Source organism: Pseudoxanthomonas spadix (assembly GCF_003703395.1).
Taxonomy (GTDB): domain Bacteria; phylum Pseudomonadota; class Gammaproteobacteria; order Xanthomonadales; family Xanthomonadaceae; genus Pseudoxanthomonas_A; species Pseudoxanthomonas_A spadix.
Map to the genome: position 1 here is coordinate 339,124 of NZ_RDQN01000001.1, position 18,907 is coordinate 358,030.

The following is an 18,907-nucleotide window of genomic DNA, read 5'->3' on the forward strand; positions in this document are numbered from 1 at the left end:
AACGCAGCCAGGCAAGTTGGCAAGCACAGGGACAGGCCAGTAGAATCCCCGCCCACGGGGCCATAGCTCAGCTGGGAGAGCGCGTCGTTCGCAATGACGAGGTCGGGAGTTCGATCCTCCCTGGCTCCACCACCTACACGACAAGCCGCCTTCGGGCGGTTTTGTTGTTTCTCAGGGCGGCATGCGCCGGCTTCGAGGCGAGCGCGATTGCCGGCCAACCAGGTTCCGGCGTGGATGTGCGTGGCGTGGCGTGCCGATCGCAAGTGGTGCTGCCTGGAACGGGTTTCCCGGCTGGCTCATGGCTGCACCTCGCTCATGCCCCACGCGCGGCCGCTCCGGGACTAGTCTGACATTGCTCCCTTCATGGGCCTGCAGCGCTTTGCCAAGGCCGGTTCCCCCTCACGCCAACGACCTGAGTCGGCCCTGCGGCACCGCGCGGGCGCGCCACTGCACCGGCGCCCGGTTGGTCAGCACGCGGAGTTGGCCGGCAGCTTCGGCCTGGTCGGGATGGTCCAGGGCCGAGACCGCTGCCGTGTGGATCCCCGCATTGCCCCATAGCCCGGTCCAGGCATCGCGTCCGCCGTGCTTGGAGGCGTACAGGGCGCGATCGGCCAGGCTCAGCGCATGGTGGAAATCGCCGCGCTGCTGACCCTGCAGGTCGGGATGGAACGGCCAGCAGGCGAACCCGATCGAGACCGTCATCGGCTGGGTGCCGCCGTCAGGCAGCGCCACCGGATGGTCGGCGATGCTCGCGCGCATGTCCTCGGCGAGCTGGACCACGCGAGCAAGATCCACGTTGGCCCGCGCCACCAGGAACTCCTCGCCGCCCCAGCGCGCCACGATGCCGTCCGGCTCGCCCTGGGTGCGCAGGCGCTGGGCGATTTCCACCAGCAGCGCATCGCCGGTCTGGTGGCCGTGCCGGTCGTTGACGTCCTTGAAGTGGTCGATGTCCACCAGGAAGGCCACATGCCGCTGCGCGCCGTCGCTCTGGGTGGGCAGCGCGGCCATGCGCGCGTTGGCCGCGCGCCGGTTGAGCATGCCGGTCATCGCGTCGGTGCTGCTGAGCAGCTCCAGCCGCGCGCGCACCCTGCGCTGGTAGATGTAGAACCCGGCGCTGAGCAGGGCCAGGGCGCAGAAACCCAGGATCGCCAGGTTGCGCAGGGTACGCGCGCTGTCCAGTTGCAGCGCCTGCACGCGCTGGTCGGCACGCACGGCGGCCAGTTCGCGGACGCGCTCGGTATCGCTCAGGCGTTCCTGCAGGGTGGCCAGTCCCGCCAGGTTGTGCGAACGCAGCTCCTGGACCTGACGACGGTTCAAGGACTCGCTGGTGGCCAGCGCCTGGCGATACTGGCCCAGCGCACGCTGCGCGGCCAGCAGTGCCTGCATGGCATCGCGTTGCTCGGTGCGGAACCCGCCGCTGCGGGCCAGGGCCAGCGCGGCGCTCGCCTGGTGCAGGGCCGCGGCCGGGTCGCGATCGGCCAGCGCCAGTGCCGACACCCGCACCAGCGTGGTCGAGGCGCCCGATGGGTCCTGGGCCTGCTGTTGCTGCCGGGCGATCTCCAGCAGGCGCGGGCGCGGGTTTTCTGCCAGGCCGCGGCGGGCCTGCAGCGCGATCCATTCGGCCTGGCTGCGGGCGATGATGATCTGGGTATCGCTGGCGCGGGCGATGCGCTCGGCCTGGTCCAGCAGCGAGGGGACGGCCTGGTCGCGGCCGGCGCGGATGGCGTTCATCGCGCGGTTGTAGGCCAGCAGGGGGCTGGGTTTTCCGCTGCGGTCGGCGATCACCTGGGCCCGGGCAAAATAGTCCTCGGCCTGGTCGTAGGCGGCCAGTTCCTCGCTGTAGATGATCGCCACGTTGATCAGCGTGCTGACCTGGGCTGCGGCTGAATCGGCGGCCAGCGCCGCATCGTAGGCCAGTTTGTAGTAGTCCAGCGCCCGATGCAGTTGCCCGGCCACATGCAAGGCCACGGCGAGGTTGGAATAGGCGCGCAGCATGAACGGCGGCGGCTGCGGATGGGCCTTCAGCTCGGCCACGGTCCGGTCGACGGTGGCGATGGCAGCGGTGCCGTCGCCGGCCAACGCCTGCGCCTGGCCCATGCAGCTGAGCAGCTTGATGCGTTGGGCGGGATCGCGCTGCGCCTGGGGCAGGGCGCGCTGGGCGATCTGTGCCGCCTCGCTGGGCTGGCTGCGGCGCAGCTGGAAACAGCGGCCGATCTGGGCCTCCAGCGGGTCCTCGCCCGCCACCTGCGCGGGCGCGGACAGACCCACCGACAGCAACAGCGGCGCGATCCCCCAAAGGATATTGCGGACGATCCAAGGCAAGGTGCCGGTCCCCTGTTACCGGAGTGGCCATTGTAGCCAGATGCCGGTCCGGGCGGCGGCCGGGTGGGGCAGACTTGCTAGAATTGCGGTCTTGCCTCAAGACCCGTGCGCTTTCATGATCGAACTCAATCCCGTCCGTCACCGCATCGCCGAACTCACTGCGCGGCTGGATTCACTCCGGGGGTTTCTTTGACTACGACGCCAAGCGCGAGCGTCTGGAAGAGGTCGAGCGCGAGCTCGAGAACCCCGAGGTCTGGAACGACGCCGAACGCGCCCAGGCCCTGGGTCGGGAGCGCTCGCAGCTGGACAAGACCGTCAACGGCATCCGCGACCTGACCGAAGGCCTGGCCAGCGCCGGCGAACTGCTGGAACTGGCGCAGATGGAGTCCGACCAGGACACCGCGCTGGCCGTGGTCGCCGACGTGGACCGGATCGCGGCGGCCGTGGACAAGCTCGAATTCCGGCGCATGTTCTCCGGCGAGATGGACAGCGCCAATGCCTTCCTGGACATCCAGGCCGGCGCCGGCGGCACCGAGGCCCAGGACTGGGCCGAAATGCTGCTGCGCATGTACCTGCGCTGGTGCGAGTCGCGTGGCTGGAAGACCGAACTGATGGAAGTCTCCGGCGGCGAGGTGGCGGGGATCAAATCGGCCACGGTGCGGGTGGAAGGCGAGTACGCCTACGGCTGGCTCAAGACCGAGATCGGCGTGCACCGGCTGGTGCGCAAGTCGCCGTTCGATTCGGACAACCGCCGCCATACCAGCTTCACCTCGGTGTTCGTCTCGCCCGAGATCGACGACAACATCCAGATCGACATCAACCCGGCCGACCTGCGCACCGACGTGTACCGTTCCTCCGGGGCCGGCGGCCAGCACGTCAACAAGACCGAGTCGGCGGTACGCATCACCCACATCCCGACCAACACCGTGGTGGCCTGCCAGACCGGCCGCAGCCAGCACCAGAACCGCGAAAATGCGATGAAGATGCTGGCCGCCAAGCTTTACGAGCTGGAAGTGCAGAAGCGCAACGTCGAGAAGAACGCGCTGGAAGCGACCAAGGCCGACATCGGCTGGGGCAGCCAGATCCGCAACTACGTGCTGGACCAGTCGCGGATCAAGGACCTGCGCACTGGCGTGGAGCGCACCGACACCCAGAAGGTGCTGGACGGCGATCTGGACCAATTCATCGAAGCCAGCCTCAAATCCGGCCTGGACGCCGGCGCTCGGCGCATCGACGCCTGATCGACCTGCGCGGCCTGCCCATCAGGCGCTTGTTTTGTTTCATCCCCTTTCAGACCCTCATCGCCATGAATGAACCGCCGCCCATCGACGAAAACAGCCTCATCGCCGAGCGCCGCGGCAAACTTCACGCCCTGCGCGGGCAGGGCATCGCCTATCCAAACGACTTCCGTCGCCATGCGCTGGCCGGCGACCTGCAGGCCGAATTCGCCGATGCGGACACCTTCACTGCCGAGGTGCTCGAAGGGCTGGACCGCCAGGTCAGGCTCGCCGGCCGGCTGATGGCCAAGCGGGTGATGGGCAAGGCCAGCTTCGCCCAGATCCAGGACCAATCCGGGCGCATCCAGCTGTTCCTGCAGGGCAATGTGCTGGGCGAGCGCTATGAGGCGTTCAAGGGCTGGGACGTGGGCGACATCGTCGGCGTCGAAGGCAGCCTGACCCGCACCCGCACCGGTGAGCTGTCGGTCAAGGCCACCACGTTGCGCCTGCTGACCAAGTCGCTGCGTCCGCTGCCGGACAAGTGGCATGGCCTGAGCGATGTGGAACAGCGCTACCGCCAGCGCTACGTGGACCTGATCGTCACCCCGGAGGCGCGCGAGGTGTTCATCAAGCGCTCCAGGATCATCCGCGCGATCCGTGCCTGGCTGGACGCGCGCGGCTTCCTGGAAGTGGAAACGCCGATGATGCATTACATCCCTGGCGGGGCCACGGCCAAGCCATTCACCACCCATCACAACGCGCTGGACCTGGACCTGTACCTGCGCGTGGCACCGGAGCTGTACCTCAAGCGCCTGGTCGTGGGCGGCCTGGAGCGCGTCTACGAGATCAACCGCAACTTCCGCAATGAAGGGGTCAGCACCCGCCACAACCCCGAATTCACCATGCTCGAACTGTACGAGGCCTACGCCACCTACCACGAGATCATGGACCTGACCGAGAACCTGATCCGCGACGTCGCCCAGTCCGTGCTGGGCACCACCCAGGTGCGCTGGGAGGGCGCCGACATCGACCTGGGCCAGCCGTTCCGCCGCTGGCGCATGGACCAAGCCGTACGCCATCACAATCCGGGCATCACCGTGGCCGACTGCACCGACCGCCAGGCGCTGCTGGGCCACTGCGAACGGTTGCAGATCAAGGTCAAACCGTCCTATGGCTGGGGCAGGCTGTTGCTGGAGATCTTCGAGGCCACGGTCGAACACACCCTGGTCGAGCCGACCTTCATCACCGGCCACCCGCTGGAAGTCTCGCCGCTGGCCCGCGCCAGCGATACCGAGGCCGGCTACACCGACCGCTTCGAGCTGTTCATCAACGGCAAGGAGATCGCCAATGGCTTCTCCGAGCTCAACGACCCGGAAGACCAGGCCGCGCGCTTCCGCGCCCAGGTCGAGGCCAAGGAAGGTGGCGACGACGAAGCCATGCACTTCGACGCCGATTACATCCGCGCCCTGGAGTACGGCATGCCACCGACCGGCGGCCTGGGGATCGGCATCGACCGGCTGGTGATGCTGCTGACCGGGGCCGATTCAATCCGGGATGTGCTGCTGTTCCCCTACATGCGCCCCGAAGCGCAGGGTTGAAAAGTGACGCACCGGGGCAGTAGTGGCGCCTGTGCGCGATCGGACGCGCGTCCGGTCCGGGGCGCTGCGTTGGGCGCCTGGCCGAATGCATCTTTCGCAGGAACGCGTGCCTGGGCGCCCGGCGGCGGCAACGCCCCGGCACCAGATCCGATCGCGCGCCCCCGGTGGCGCCGGTGAGCATGAGTGGCATGTTTTGTGCATCATCTTCCCCCGTTCGGCGCACTCGGTTGCGTTCAGGGTGAAAAATCCGGTGTTCCAGCGTTTCCCCTATAGTTCCCTGCAGCCTCGCCATCCCCCGAGAGGTGGCCATACATGCTCACCCCAAACCGAGTCTTCACCGCGGTCTCATCGCCCACCGACCAGCAGCGCTGGCCCAACGGCGCGGGCAGTGAGTTGAACATCGTCATCGTCGACGATCAGGCGTCCGCGCGGACCATGCTGCGCCACGTGATCGAGGACATCGCCAGCGAACTGTCCGTGCACGACTTCGGCGATCCCCAGGTGGCCCTGAACTGGTGCAGCAGCAACCGCACCGACCTGCTGCTGCTCGATTACCGCATGCCGGGCATGGACGGGCTGGAGTTCGCCCGCCGCTTCCGCCGCCTGCCGATGCACCGCGACATCCCGGTGATCCTGATCACCGTGGTTGGCGACGAGCCGATCCGCCAGGCCGCGCTGGAAGCGGGCATCATCGATTTCCTGGTCAAGCCGGTGCGCCCGCGCGAGCTGCGCGCCCGCTGCCGCAACCTGCTGCAGCTGCGCCAGCAGTCCGAGAACGTCAAGCAGCGCGCCCTGTCACTGGAGCAGCGCCTGCTGGCGAGCATGCACGAGGTCGAGGAGCGCGAGCGCGAGACGCTCTCGCGCCTGGCCCGCGCCATCGAATACCGCGACCGCGGCACCAGTGCCTTCCTCGAACGCATGTCGCGCGTGGCCGCGCTGGTCGCCGAGCAGCTGGGCATGGGCGAGGAAGACGTGCGCTCGATCGAACTGTCCGCACCACTGCACGACATGGGCAAGATCGCCATTCCCGATGCGGTGCTGATGAAGCCCGGACCGCTGGACGAGGACGAACTGGTGATCATGCGCCGCCATCCCAGGATCGGCCACGAACTGCTGATTGGCAGCCAGAACCGGCTGATCCAGGCCGGCGCCCTGATCGCATTGCGCCATCACGAGCGCTACGACGGCAGCGGTTACCCCGATGGCCTGCGCGGCGAGCAGATCCCGATCGAGGCCCGCATCGTGGCGGTGGCCGACGTGTTCGACGCCCTGATCTCCGCGCGTCCCTACAAGCCGGCCTGGACCCGCGACGCGGCGCTGGCCTACCTGTACGCCCAGCGTGGCCGCCTGTTCGACCCGGCCTGCGTGGACGCGCTGTTCCGCGGTCGCGAGCGGCTGGACCAGATCTGCGAACGCTATTCCACCCTGCCGGTTCGGCCCGGAATGGAGTGATGACCATGGCTGCACTGCTGACAACGCTGAAGCAACGGCTGGCCGTGCGCCGCGACAATGAGCAGGGTCAGGCCGCGGTGCGCATCGCATTGATCAGCCTGATCCTGTTGTACGTGCTGCTGCCGCCGGTCCGCGCTGACTTGCCGGAAGGCCAGTACGCCAGGGCGCTGACCATCGTGCTGACTGGCCTGACCCTGGCCTGGGGGCTGTTGGCGTGGATGCTGGCCAGGCCCGGGCGTTCGGATGCGCGCCGCATCGTCGGCATGCTGGCCGACTATGGCCTGATGGCCGCCGGCATGATCCACATGGGCGAGCCGCTGAGCTGGGTCTACGTGGTGGTGATGTGGGTCACCGTGGGCAACGGCCTGCGCTACGGCAACAACTACCTCTACCTGGCGGTGGTCATGGCGATGTCAAGCTTCGCCACTACGGTGCTGTTGACCGACTACTGGCTGGCCAACCTGAAACTGGCCATCGGCCTGCTCGTGGGCCTGGCCGCGGTGCCACTGTATTTCTCCGGCTTGCTGCGCAAGCTGACCGGCGCCAGCGCCGAGGCGCGCCGGGCCAGTGAGGCCAAGAGCCGCTTCCTGGCCAACATGAGCCATGAATTCCGCACCCCGCTCAACGGCCTGTCCGGCATGACCGAGGTGCTGGCCACCACGCGCCTGGACGGCGAGCAGCGCGAGTGCCTCAACACCATCCAGGCATCGGCCCGCAGCCTGCTGGCGCTGGTGGAAGAGGTGCTGGACATCTCGGCCATCGAGGCTGGCAAGCTGCGCCTGGACGAATCGGAATTCTCTCCGCGTGAGCTGGTTCAGCACGTGGGCTTCATCATGCTGCCGCAGGCCAAGGCCAAGGGTCTGGACTACGCGGTCAGTTTCGCCGACGACGTGCCGCCGGTACTGCGCGGCGATGCCCGTCACCTGCGCCAGATCCTGATCAACCTGGTCGGCAATGCGGTCAAGTTCACCGAGCGCGGTGGCGTGCGCATCCAGGTGTCGCGGTTGGCCGCCAGCGATGCCGATCGCGGCCCGCGCCTGCGCTTTACGGTCATCGATACCGGCATCGGCATCCCGCTGCGCCTGCAGGGTCGCCTGTTCGAAGCCTTCGAACAGGCCGACGTCAGCATGAGTCGTCGCTACGGTGGCACCGGCCTGGGCACGGCGATCGCCAAGGGCCTGGCCGAAGCCATGGGCGGCACGATCGGGTTCGAGAGTGAAGTCGGCCTGGGCAGTACGTTCTGGGTGGAAATGCCGTTCCGCGCGGTCGATCCACACGCCGCGCCAGCGCCGATGGTGCCGGCCCTGGCGCTGGAGGAGCAGACCCAGGCCGAAGTCCAGCCTCAGCACCTCGGCACGGCCGAGAACGTCATCGCCTTCTCCGATCCGTTCCTGCGTCACCGCGCGCGCGTGCGCTGCATGCACATCCTGGTGGCCGACGATCACCAGGCCAACCGCATGGTGCTGCAGCGCTTGCTGCAGAAGGCCGGCCATCGCGTCAGTTGCGTCAACGGCGGCGAGGACGTGCTCGATGCCATGGCCATGTCCGACTACGACGCGGTGATCATCGACCTGCACATGCCTGGCATGAGCGGCCTGGACCTGCTCAAGGAACTGCGGGTGATGCAGGCTGGCGGTGGGCCGATCACACCGGTGATGGTCCTCAGCGCCGACGTGACGCCCGAATCGATCAGCCGCTGCGAGCAGGCTGGCGCCTACGCCTTCCTGGCCAAGCCGGTGGCCGCGTCCAAATTGCTGGATTACCTCGGCGAAATCGCCGTCAACGCCAGCCTGCGCACGCCGTCCAAGCTGACTCCGGTACGCGGGGCCGACGTCACGCAGGCCGGCCAGCAGCACCAGGTGCTGGACCCGCGCGTGCTGGACGAGCTGGCGCAGCTGGGGATGGGCGAGGCGTTCGAGCAGGAATTCATTCAGCAGTGCCTGGCCGATGCCGATGCCTGTTTCGCCGGGCTGACCCGCGCCGGCGAACAGCACGAATGGGAGCGCGTGCGCGAACACGCACATGCCTTGAAAGGGGTGGCCGGTAATCTGGGCCTGACGCGGCTGGCCGAGGAGGGCGGCCAGTTCATGCGCATGGCCGACTGGCAGGTCAAATCCGAATGGCGCCAGCGCATGCACCAATTGCACACGCACCTGGACATGGGCCGTGAAGCGCTGATCGCACGTGCACAGCGACACAGGGCCCGCGACGGCGGAGCCGAGCGCTAGCAGTCTGTCGGACTTTGGTCGGCCGGGCTGCGAATCCGCCTGTGCGGTCCATCTTTCCGCCGCTTCTTGGCCCATAGCACCACTATGGGCCGGCGAACCGTCGAAAATCTGACCTCGCACAGCCGAATTCTCGCCTCGACCACCAAAGCCCGACAGGCTGCTAGCCGCCTCGGCCATCGGCAGACGCGGTGGCCGCAGCGATCGGCGAAGCGTGGTCACGGGCCCGGCAAGGGCCGGGCCGGAATCCCTTCCTCAGACCGGTACCGCGCTCAGGCGACGACCTCGAGCGTGGCGCGACGGGTCTGCGCCTTGACCAGTCGGTCCATGGTGCGCAGCGACTTGTCGCCCAGGGCCAGTGCGGTTTCCACCCAGACCTTGGTGATCTCCAGCAGTTCGTCGTAGCTAACCGCCTGGGCCAGGTTGCGCGCCTGGTTCATTGCCAGATACGAATGGGGAATGCGCCGCTGCTGGCGGATCAGGTCCTCGACCGCGGCCACGCCCTGGCCCTTGGGCACGAGAATGTCGACGACACCCAGTCTGTACATTTCCTCGGCGCTATGAACGCGGCCTTCCAGGATGATTTTCTCGGCCACCTGCGGCGCCACGCGACGGCACAGGAACGAATAGGCGCCCATGCCCGGGAACAGGCCGAACAGCACTTCCGGCAGGCCCATGCCGGAACCTTCCTCGGCCACGATGGTGTGGCAGGCCAGCGCCATCTCCAGGCCACCACCCAGCGCATCGCCCTGGATCAGCGCGATGCTGCGCACGTCGCCGCCAAAGCCGACATGCAGGTGGTGCACGCCTTCCACGCAGCGCTGCGCGTAGGCCAGCAGGCGATCGCGATTGCCTTCGCGGATGAGCCTGGTGAACAGGTTCAGGTCGCCACCGAGGTTGTAGGCATTGGCATCGGAGGCCAGCACGAAATGACGCAACTCGCCGCTGCGACGCTGCGCAGGCGCGCGCGTGATCGAACTCATGAATGCCCACATCTCGTCGAGCATTTCCGGGCGGCAGCATGGACGGATGCCTTCGGCGGCATCGGCATGCATGAACAGCCAATGGCTGCTGTCCTCGTGGGTCAGTTCGGTGCGGATGGTGGAGAAGGGGCGAGTGCGCTGGAGCTTTTCGATCTGGTTCATGGCGATATCCTGGAGGCTGTGGGAAGGCAAGCGCCACGTTGGCCGCGGCGCAAACGATGCTACACCTGAACGGACTGTTAAATAATTCGGAAAAATGAATTAACTCAACGGCTTATGCCGTTCAGCAGGATCGCCATTGTTTATGGGATGTTCGTCACAAAAGCACCGGCGCGCGCCCGCAGGCCACGCGTCGCCCGGGCACCCTGCCAGAGGGGCGACGCAGGCTCCAAATTCGCGCCCGCAGGGCGCGCAGCCGCACGCTCAGCGTGCCGCTTCTTCCTGCCTGCGTAGTTCCTTGCGCAGGATCTTGCCGACATTGGTCTTGGGCAGCTCGGTGCGGAATTCGACCTGGCGCGGCTGCTTGTAGCCGGCAAGGTTCTCGCGGCAGAACGCCTTGACCTGCTCAACGGTGAGGCCGGGGTCCTTGGGCACGATGAAGACCTTGACCACCTCGCCAGAATGTGGGTCGGGCACGCCGACCGCCGCCACTTCCAGCACGCCGGGCATCCCGGCCAGCACGTCCTCGACTTCGTTCGGGTACACGTTGAAGCCGGACACCAGGATCATGTCCTTCTTGCGATCGACGATATAGAAGAAGCCCTGCCGGTCCATGCGTGCCATGTCGCCGGTGTGCAGCCAGCCATCGGCATCGATGACCTTGGCAGTCTCATCGGGGCGGTTCCAGTAGCCTTTCATGACCTGCGGACCCTTGACGCACAGCTCACCCACCGCGTTCTCGTCGCCTTCGACAAGGTTGCCGTCGTCGTCCTTCAGGCAACAGTCGGTGGAAGGCACCGGCAGGCCGATGGAGCCGTTGTAGTCGGCCAGGTTCATCGGGTTGATGCACACGGCCGGCGAGGTTTCGGTCAGGCCGTAGGCTTCCACGAGGGTCGCGCCGGTGACCTGTTTCCAGCGCTCGGCCACGGCGCGCTGCACGGCCATCCCGCCGCCCAGGGTCAGGCGCAGCCTGCTGAAATCGACCTTGTCGAAGCCGGGCGTGTTGAGCAGCCCGTTGAACAGCGTATTGACGCCGGTGATGGCGGTGAATGGGGCCTTGGACAGCTCCTTGACGAAGCCCTTCATGTCCCGCGGATTGGTGATCAGGTGGTTGAGGGCGCCAAACTTCATGAAGACCAGGCAGTTGGCCGTCAAGGCGAAGATATGGTAGAGCGGCAGCGCGGTGATGATATATTCCTCGCCCGGCCGGGCCTTGCTGCCCACCCAGATGGAAGCCTGCTGCATGTTGGCCACCAGGTTGCGGTGGGTCAGCATCGCGCCCTTGGCCACGCCGGTGGTGCCGCCGGTGTACTGCAGAAAGGCGATGTCGTCGGGCTGGATGTCCAGCTTGGGCAGCGACTTGCCCTTGCCCAGGGCGAGCGCATCGCGGAAACGCACCGCGCCGTCGATTTCATAGTCCGGCACCATTTTCTTCAGGTAGCGCAGGACGAAGTTCACCAGCGGTCCCTTCGGCAAGCCGAGCATGTCGCCGAGCGCCGTGCTGACCACGTGCTTGACCTGGGTGCCGGGCAGCGCCTGCGCCGCGGTGTCGCCGAAGTTGTCGATCACGATCAGCGCCGCGGCGCCGGAATCCTGCAGCTGGTGGTGCAGTTCGCGCGAAGTGTAGAGCGGATTGACGTTTACCACGGTCAGACCCGCGCGCAGGATGCCGAAGATCGAGATCGGGAACTGCAGGCAGTTGGGCATCATCACCGCGACGCGGGCACCGCGCTTGAGCTTGAGTTCGTGCAGCAGATAGCTGGCCATCTGCCCGCTCAGGCGATCCAGGTCAGCGTAGGTCAGGATCTTGCCGAAGTTGAGGTAGGCCGGCCGGTCGCGGTACTTGTCGATGGTTGACTCGAGGGCAGAGACGATGGAGCGGTATTGTTCAACGTCGATCTCGTGCGGCATGCCATCGGGATAGCTGGCAAACCAGGGTCGGTCCTGCATCATCGTCTGCCCCTCCCAGGGGTGCTCGGTTCGGGTGCAGCCGGGCGATCCGGTGCCCCCTGCAAAAATCGTGGCGATGAGCATACCGGCAGGCGGCCCAAACCGGAATCTTTCAGTACCCGGGCGCATGGTCTGGTTGACCTGGCTGGCCCTGATCCTGGTTCATCCCGACTCCTATGCCCGCGCCGAGGCGGTGGTGTGGCGTTGGCTTGATCGCGGAAGGCCCTGCATCGCGGGCCTTTCGCGTTGTTGCGATGTCAATCAGGTCAGCTGCGCCGATCGCGGTCCCACTTTCGCCCCGCCATGCGGCTTTCTTCGCAGCCAACTGGTGCGACGCGTCATGCGGCAAGCCGGCCCTCGCGCACCGCGAGGGCCGGCTTGCGCCGGTTCCGGTTTCAGGCGGGCTTTTTCGCAGCCAACTGGCGCAGCACGTAATGCAGCAGGCCGCCGTGGTGGGTGAGAGGGCGCGTTTTGCGAACCATTGGTTCGCGCGCCCTCGAACGCCCTCGCGCACCGCGAGGGCCGGCTTGCGCCGGTTCCGGCGTCAGGCGGCCTTTTTTGCAGCCAACTGGCGCAGCACGTAATGCAGCAGGCCGCCGTGGCGGAAGTACTCCACTTCCTTCGGCGTCAGCAGCAGGACGCGGGCCTCGAACTTCACCTCGGAGCCATCGGCCTTCTTCGCCACGACCTGGGCGGTCCTGGAATCACCGTCGTTGAGCCCTGTGACATCGATGACCTCCGAGCCATCCAGGCCCAGCGACTGCGCATTTTCGCCCTCCTTGAACTGCAGCGGCAGCACGCCCATGCCCACCAGGTTGGAGCGGTGGATGCGCTCGAAGCTCTCGGCGATCACCGCCTTGATGCCCAGCAGGTTGGTCCCCTTGGCCGCCCAGTCGCGCGAGGAGCCAGTGCCGTACTCCTTGCCGGCCAGCACCACCAGCGGCACGCCGTCGGCCTTGTACTTCATCGCCGCGTCGTAGATCGCCAGCTTTTCCGGGCTGCCGCCGGCCTTGGGGTAGTACAGCGCGTTGCCGCCTTCCTCGCCGCCGAACACCAGGTTCTTGATCCGAATGTTGGCAAAGGTGCCGCGCACCATCACATCATCGTTGCCGCGCCGGCTGCCATAGCTGTTGAAGTCCGCCGGCTGGACGCCGCGGGCCAGCAGGAAGCGCCCTGCCGGCGAATCCTTCTTGATGTTGCCGGCCGGGGAAATGTGGTCGGTGGTGATCGAGTCGCCGAACACGCCGATGATCCGCGCGCCGTGCACGTCGTCGACCGTGCCCGGATGGGCCGACATGCCCTCGAAATAGGGCGGGTTCTTGATGTAGGTCGAGTCGGCGTCCCACACATACAGGCTGCCGTCGGGCGACTGGATGCTGTTCCAGCGGCTGTCGCCCTTGAACACGTCGGCATAGTTCTTCTTGAACATCTCCGGGCCGATGGTCCTGGCGATGAAGTCGCCGATTTCCTTGTTGGTCGGCCAGATGTCCTTGAGGTAGACGTCCTTGCCGTCGCTGCCCTTGCCCAGTGGCTCGCAGGTCAGGTCGATGTCGGTGGTTCCGGCGATCGCGTAGGCCACCACCAGCGGAGGTGAGGCCAGGTAGTTCATCTTCACTTCCGGATGCACGCGACCTTCGAAGTTGCGGTTGCCCGACAGCACCGAGGTCACCGCCAGGTCGCCCTCGGCGATCGCAGCCGATACATCGTCCGGCAGCGGACCGGAGTTGCCGATGCAGGTGGTGCAGCCGTAGCCGACCAGGTAGAAGCCCAGCTTCTCCAGATCATCCATCACCCCGGCTTTCTTCAGGTAATCGGTGACCACCAGCGAGCCCGGGCCAAGCGAGGTCTTGACCCACGGCGCGGCCTTGAGGCCCTTGGCCACCGCGTTGCGCGCCAGCAGGCCGGCGCCGAGCATCACCGCCGGGTTGGAGGTGTTGGTGCACGAGGTGATCGCGGCAATCACCACCGCGCCATCCTTGAGTTGCCAGCCCGAGCCGGTGTCGCCGGCCGGTTCGCGGTGCGCCGCTTCGGCGCCCACCGCGGTGCCGCCGCCCTCGTTGGCCAGGCGCTCTTCCTGCTTGAGGTCGCTGTTGCGCTTGTTCTCGCGCGCCTGGACGAGGGGCGCCACGCTTTGCCGATAGTTGGCCTTCATGTCGCTGAGCAGCACACGGTCCTGCGGGCGCTTGGGGCCGGCCAGCGAGGGCTTCACTTCGCCCATGTCCAGGCGCAGGGTGGCGCTGTATCTGGCAGGGGCGCTGCCAGCGTCGTGCCACAGGCCCTGGGCCTTGGCGTAGGCCTCGACCAGGGCGATGTGGTTCTCTTCGCGGCCGGACAGGCGCAGGTAGTTCAGCGATTCCTGGTCGATCGGGAAGATGCCGCAGGTGGCGCCGTATTCGGGCGCCATGTTGCCGATGGTGGCGCGGTCGGCCAGTGGCAGGTGCTGCAGCCCCGGGCCGAAGAATTCGACGAACTTGCCCACCACGCCATGCTTGCGCAGCATCTGGGTGATGGTGAGCACCAGGTCGGTGGCGGTGGCGCCTTCGGGCAGCTTGCCGGTCAGCTCGAAGCCGACGACCTGCGGAATCAGCATGGACGAGGGCTGGCCCAGCATCGCCGCCTCGGCCTCGATGCCGCCCACGCCCCAGCCCAGCACGCCCAGGCCATTGATCATGGTGGTGTGCGAGTCGGTGCCGAACACCGTGTCCGGATAGGCGAATACCGTGCCGTCCTGCTCGCGGGTCATCACCACCCGGGCCAGATTCTCAAGGTTGACCTGGTGGACGATGCCGGTGCTGGGCGGGACGACCTTGAAGTTGTCGAACGCCTTCTGGCCCCAGCGCAGGAAGCTGTAGCGTTCCTTGTTGCGCTGGAACTCGATCTTGCCGTTGAGGTCAAGCGCGTCGGGGCTGCCGAACACGTCCACCTGGACCGAATGGTCGATCACCAGTTCGGAAGGAATCTGCGGATTGATCTGGTCGGCATTGCCGCCCAGCTTGACCACCGCATCGCGCATGGCGGCCAGATCGACCACGCATGGCACGCCGGTGAAATCCTGCAGGACCACGCGCGCGGGCATGAAGGCGATCTCGGTGTCCGGCTCGGCCTCCGGGTCCCAGGTGGCAACGGCCTGGATGTGCTCGGGAGTGACGCTGACGCCATCCTCGCAGCGCAGCAGGTTCTCCAGCAGGATCTTCATGGAGTAGGGCAGGCCGGTGATATCGAAGCGCTGGCCCAGGGTGGGCAGGCTGAAGTAGGTGTAAGAGGTCCCGGCCACGTCCAGCTGGCTGCGGGTCTTGAAGGAATCGCTCATGTCAGGCTCCTGTTCGATGTGACGTGCGCGGTGGGCATGACCGTCCGGCGCTGGCGGTCCGATGACCTAGGAGCCTGTCGGACTTTGGCCGGCCGGGCTGCAAATCCGGCTGTGCGGTCCATATTTCCGTCGCTTCTTGCCCCATAGAACCACTATGGGGCGGCGAATCGCCGAAAATCTGTCCTCGCGCAGCCGAATTTTCGCCTCGACCGCCAAAGCCCGACAGACTCCTTGCCTGTTCAGTATCCACGCCGCGGCGTGACAAACGGGTATCGGCCGCAGGGCACGGGCAGGACAATGTGGTCAGCGCCCAGTATGGAACGAGAAGTATGTATAATCCATGCATACTTCAAGAGGGGTTCCCATGGAAGCGACCGTCGCCGAGAGAGGTCAGATCACCCTGCCCAAGGCCGTGCGCGATGCGCTGGGCCTGACCAAGGGGACGCTGCTGAAAGTCGAGCTGGACGGCAGCCGGATCGTGTTGCGCAAGAGCGTGGACGATGCCATTTCCAGGGCGCGCGGGCGATTTGCGCTGGACGGGTTCGAATCGCCCGAGGCCGTCGTGCGCGCCACCGGCGAGCCGTCCAAGTCCTGAAGACGAACGCGACGTGATTGCCATCGATTCTGCCGTGCTGGTGGACCTGCTGGCCAACGGTCCGCAGGCCGACGCCGCCGAAGCCTGCCTGCGCCAGTGCCTGGCCAGCGGCCGCGTGGTGGTCTGCGATGTCACCCTGGCCCAAGTCTGCGGCGCGCTGCGCAATGGCGCCGAGGCGCTGGGCGTGCTGGAGGAAATGGGCATCCACTTCAGTGCGCTGGAGGCCAAGTCCGCGCTGCGCGCCGGGGAGATGCAGCGGCGCTATCGCCAGCGCGGCGGTGGCCCGCAGACGCTGCCCGATTTCCTGGTGGGCGCCCATGCCTTGCTCCAGTGCGACGCGCTGATCACCCACAGCCAGCCGTTCTACCGAGACTACTTCAAGGGCCTGCGGCTGATCGTGCCGCAGGCCTGACACTTCACCATTTCCATATTCGCACCTTCGTACCGGGAGTTTGATCATGTTGGAAGCCTATCGTCACCACGTTGCCGAGCGCGCCGCGCTGGGCATCCCGCCGCTGCCGCTGACCGCGCAGCAGACCGCGCAGGTCATCGAACTGCTCAAGGCCCCGCCGGCGGGCGAAGCCGCGTCTTTTGAACAGGATTTCCTGCTGGATCTGATCACCCAGCGCGTGCCGGCCGGGGTGGACGATGCTGCCAAGGTCAAGGCGTCTTACCTGGCCGCCCTGGCCTTTGGCACCGAGAAGAACGCCCTGATCAGCCGCGAGCGCGCCACCGAGCTGCTGGGCACCATGCTGGGTGGCTACAACGTGCACCCGCTGGTCGAACTGCTGGATGACGCCGCCGTCGGCGCGATCGCAGCCGATGCGCTCAAGCACACGCTGCTGGTGTTCGACGCCTTCCATGACGTCAAGGACAAGGCCGACACCGGTAACGCCAACGCCAGGGCCGTGCTGCAGAGCTGGGCCGATGCCGAGTGGTTCACCAGCAAGCCGGAAGTGCCGGCCTCGATGACCCTGACCGTGTTCAAGGTGCCGGGCGAGACCAACACCGACGACCTGTCGCCGGCGCCGGACGCGACCACGCGCCCGGACATCCCGCTGCACGCCCTGGCGATGCTGAAGAACAAGCGCGATGGCGCGCCGTTCACTCCGGAGGAAGACGGCAAGCGTGGCCCGATCCAGCAGATCCTGGAGCTCAAGAAAAAGGGCCACCTGGTGGCCTACGTCGGCGACGTGGTCGGCACCGGTTCCTCGCGCAAGTCGGCGACCAACTCGGTGCTGTGGTGGACCGGACAGGACATCCCGTTCATTCCGAACAAGCGTTTCGGCGGCGTCTGCCTGGGCTCCAAGATCGCGCCGATCTTCTACAACACCATGGAGGACGCAGGCGCCTTGCCGATCGAGCTGGACGTGTCGCAGATGGAGCAGGGCGATGTGATCGAGCTGCATCCGTATGCGGGCAAGGCGCTCAAGGATGGCAAGGTCATTGCCGAGTTCCAGGTCAAGTCCGAGGTGCTGTTCGACGAGGTGCGCGCTGGTGGCCGCATTCCACTGATCATCGGCCGTGGCCTGACCGCCAAGGCGCGCGAGGCACTGGGCCTGCCGGTGACCGACCTGTTCCGCCTGCCGCAGCAGCCGGCCGATACCGGCAAGGGCTACACGCTGGCGCAGAAGATGGTCGGCCGCGCCATCGGCCTGCCGGAAGGCCAGGGCGTGCGCCCGGGCACCTACTGCGAGCCGAAGATGACTTCGGTCGGTTCCCAGGACACCACCGGCCCGATGACCCGCGACGAGCTCAAGGATCTGGCATGCCTGGGCTTTTCGGCCGACCTGGTGATGCAGTCCTTCTGCCATACCGCCGCCTACCCCAAGCCGGTGGACGTCAGGACCCACCACACCCTGCCGGAGTTCATCTCCACCCGTGGCGGCATCTCGCTGCGTCCGGGCGATGGGGTGATCCACAGCTGGCTCAACCGCATGCTGCTGCCCGACACCGTCGGCACCGGCGGCGATTCGCACACCCGCTTCCCGGTCGGCATCTCGTTCCCGGCCGGTTCGGGCCTGGTGGCCTTCGCCGCGGCCACTGGGGTGATGCCGCTGGACATGCCCGAGAGCGTGCTGGTGCGCTTCAAGGGCAAGCTGCAGCCGGGCGTGACCCTGCGTGACCTGGTCAACGCGATCCCGCTGTATGCGATCAGGGCCGGTCTGCTGACCGTGGCCAAGCAGGGCAAGAAGAACATCTTCTCCGGCCGCATCCTGGAGATCGAAGGCCTGCCGGAGCTGAAGGTCGAACAGGCCTTCGAGCTGTCCGACGCCTCGGCCGAGCGTTCGGCGGCCGGTTGCACGGTGCATCTGAACAAGGCGCCGATCATCGAGTACATCAACAGCAACATCACGCTGTTGAAGTGGATGATCGCCGAGGGCTACAAGGACCCGCGCAGCCTGCAGCGCCGGATCGAGAAGATGGAAGCCTGGCTGGCCGATCCGCAGTTGCTGGAACGCGACGCCGATGCCGAATACGCCGCGGTCATCGAGATCGACCTGGCCGACGTGCACGAGCCAATCCTGGCCTGCCCGAACGATCCGGACGACGTCAAGACCCTGTCCGAAGTGGCCGGCGCGACCATCGACGAAGTGTTCATCGGTTCGTGCATGACCAACATCGGCCACTTCCGCGCCGCCTCCAGGCTGCTGGAAGGCAAGCGCGACCTGCCGACCAAGCTGTGGGTGGCCCCGCCGACCAGGATGGACGCGGCCGAGCTGACCAAGGAAGGCCACTACGGCACCTTCGGCAGCGCCGGCGCGCGCATGGAAATGCCGGGCTGCTCGCTGTGCATGGGCAACCAGGCGCAGGTCAAGGAAGGCGCGACGGTGTTCTCCACCTCCACCCGCAACTTCCCCAACCGCCTGGGCCGCAACTCCAACGTCTACCTGGGTTCGGCCGAGCTGGCCGCGATCTGCTCGCGCCTGGGCCGCATCCCGACCAAGGCCGAGTACATGGAAGGCGTGGGCGTGCTGGATGCCAGCAGCAGCGAGATCTACCGCTACATGAATTTCGACCAGATCGAGGACTACCAGCGCAGCGAGGCAACCGCCGCCTGATCGGTCGACCGAGTCGCTAAGGAAAAAGCCCGGC

11 protein-coding genes and 1 tRNA gene are annotated in these 18,907 nt (G+C 66.6%); 8 read left to right on the plus strand and 4 right to left on the minus strand.

Features of this window, described 5'->3' with window-relative positions:
* Positions 1-56 precede the first annotated feature (56 nt).
* Positions 57-132 (plus strand) — tRNA-Ala (locus D9R12_RS01575).
* Between the two features lie 267 nt (positions 133-399).
* On the opposite strand, the gene D9R12_RS01580 is transcribed toward D9R12_RS01575, so the two are convergent.
* Positions 400-2,322, minus strand: a complete 1,923-nt coding sequence (locus D9R12_RS01580; RefSeq protein WP_147475036.1) for a GGDEF domain-containing protein — start codon at positions 2,320-2,322, stop codon at positions 400-402.
* A 115-nt stretch (positions 2,323-2,437) separates the two neighbouring features.
* Between D9R12_RS01580 and prfB the strand changes: the two genes are divergently transcribed.
* From prfB to D9R12_RS01600, 4 genes are all read left to right on the plus strand, one after another.
* Positions 2,438-3,563 (plus strand): peptide chain release factor 2 gene (gene prfB, locus D9R12_RS01585; protein WP_122227223.1). Its coding sequence is split into 2 segments (ribosomal slippage): positions 2,438-2,512 and positions 2,514-3,563, totalling 1,125 coding nucleotides; the frame shifts between segments, so codons are not numbered across the junction.
* Positions 3,564-3,628: 65 nt separating this feature from the next.
* A complete protein-coding gene (lysS, locus tag D9R12_RS01590) occupies positions 3,629-5,137 on the plus strand; it encodes a lysine--tRNA ligase (protein WP_122227225.1) in 1,509 nt (502 codons plus the stop codon).
* Positions 5,138-5,449: 312 nt separating this feature from the next.
* Positions 5,450-6,589, plus strand: a complete 1,140-nt coding sequence (gene rpfG / locus D9R12_RS01595; RefSeq protein WP_122227227.1) for a cyclic di-GMP phosphodiesterase response regulator RpfG — start codon at positions 5,450-5,452, stop codon at positions 6,587-6,589.
* A gap of 5 nt (positions 6,590-6,594) precedes the next feature.
* Positions 6,595-8,817: an ATP-binding protein gene (locus D9R12_RS01600; protein WP_122227663.1), complete on the plus strand. Its 2,223-nt coding sequence runs from the start codon at positions 6,595-6,597 to the stop codon at positions 8,815-8,817.
* 269 nt (positions 8,818-9,086) lie between these two features.
* Here D9R12_RS01600 and D9R12_RS01605 read toward each other — a convergent pair whose 3' ends face one another.
* From D9R12_RS01605 to acnA, 3 genes are all read right to left on the minus strand, one after another.
* Positions 9,087-9,959: a crotonase/enoyl-CoA hydratase family protein gene (locus D9R12_RS01605; protein WP_014160722.1), complete on the minus strand. Its 873-nt coding sequence runs from the start codon at positions 9,957-9,959 to the stop codon at positions 9,087-9,089.
* Between the two features lie 261 nt (positions 9,960-10,220).
* The gene (locus tag D9R12_RS01610) at positions 10,221-11,909 is read right to left on the minus strand and encodes an AMP-binding protein (RefSeq protein ID WP_122227229.1); all 1,689 of its coding nucleotides are present in this window, start codon (positions 11,907-11,909) and stop codon (positions 10,221-10,223) included.
* 541 nt (positions 11,910-12,450) lie between these two features.
* Positions 12,451-15,216, minus strand: a complete 2,766-nt coding sequence (gene acnA, locus D9R12_RS01615; RefSeq protein WP_122227231.1) for an aconitate hydratase AcnA — start codon at positions 15,214-15,216, stop codon at positions 12,451-12,453.
* Between the two features lie 364 nt (positions 15,217-15,580).
* Between acnA and D9R12_RS01620 the strand changes: the two genes are divergently transcribed.
* Genes D9R12_RS01620 through acnB form a run of 3 tightly spaced genes read left to right on the plus strand, consistent with a single transcriptional unit; the run spans position 15,581 to position 18,873 of the window.
* Complete coding sequence (locus tag D9R12_RS01620; RefSeq protein ID WP_122227234.1) at positions 15,581-15,811, plus strand: AbrB/MazE/SpoVT family DNA-binding domain-containing protein; 231 nt, start codon at positions 15,581-15,583, stop codon at positions 15,809-15,811.
* 13 nt (positions 15,812-15,824) lie between these two features.
* Positions 15,825-16,223 carry a type II toxin-antitoxin system VapC family toxin gene (locus D9R12_RS01625; RefSeq protein ID WP_014160718.1) on the plus strand — a complete coding sequence of 133 codons (399 nt, stop codon included), beginning with the start codon at positions 15,825-15,827 and terminating at the stop codon, positions 16,221-16,223.
* Between the two features lie 46 nt (positions 16,224-16,269).
* Positions 16,270-18,873, plus strand: a complete 2,604-nt coding sequence (gene acnB, locus D9R12_RS01630) for a bifunctional aconitate hydratase 2/2-methylisocitrate dehydratase (protein WP_122227665.1) — start codon at positions 16,270-16,272, stop codon at positions 18,871-18,873.
* Positions 18,874-18,907: the final 34 nt, after the last annotated feature.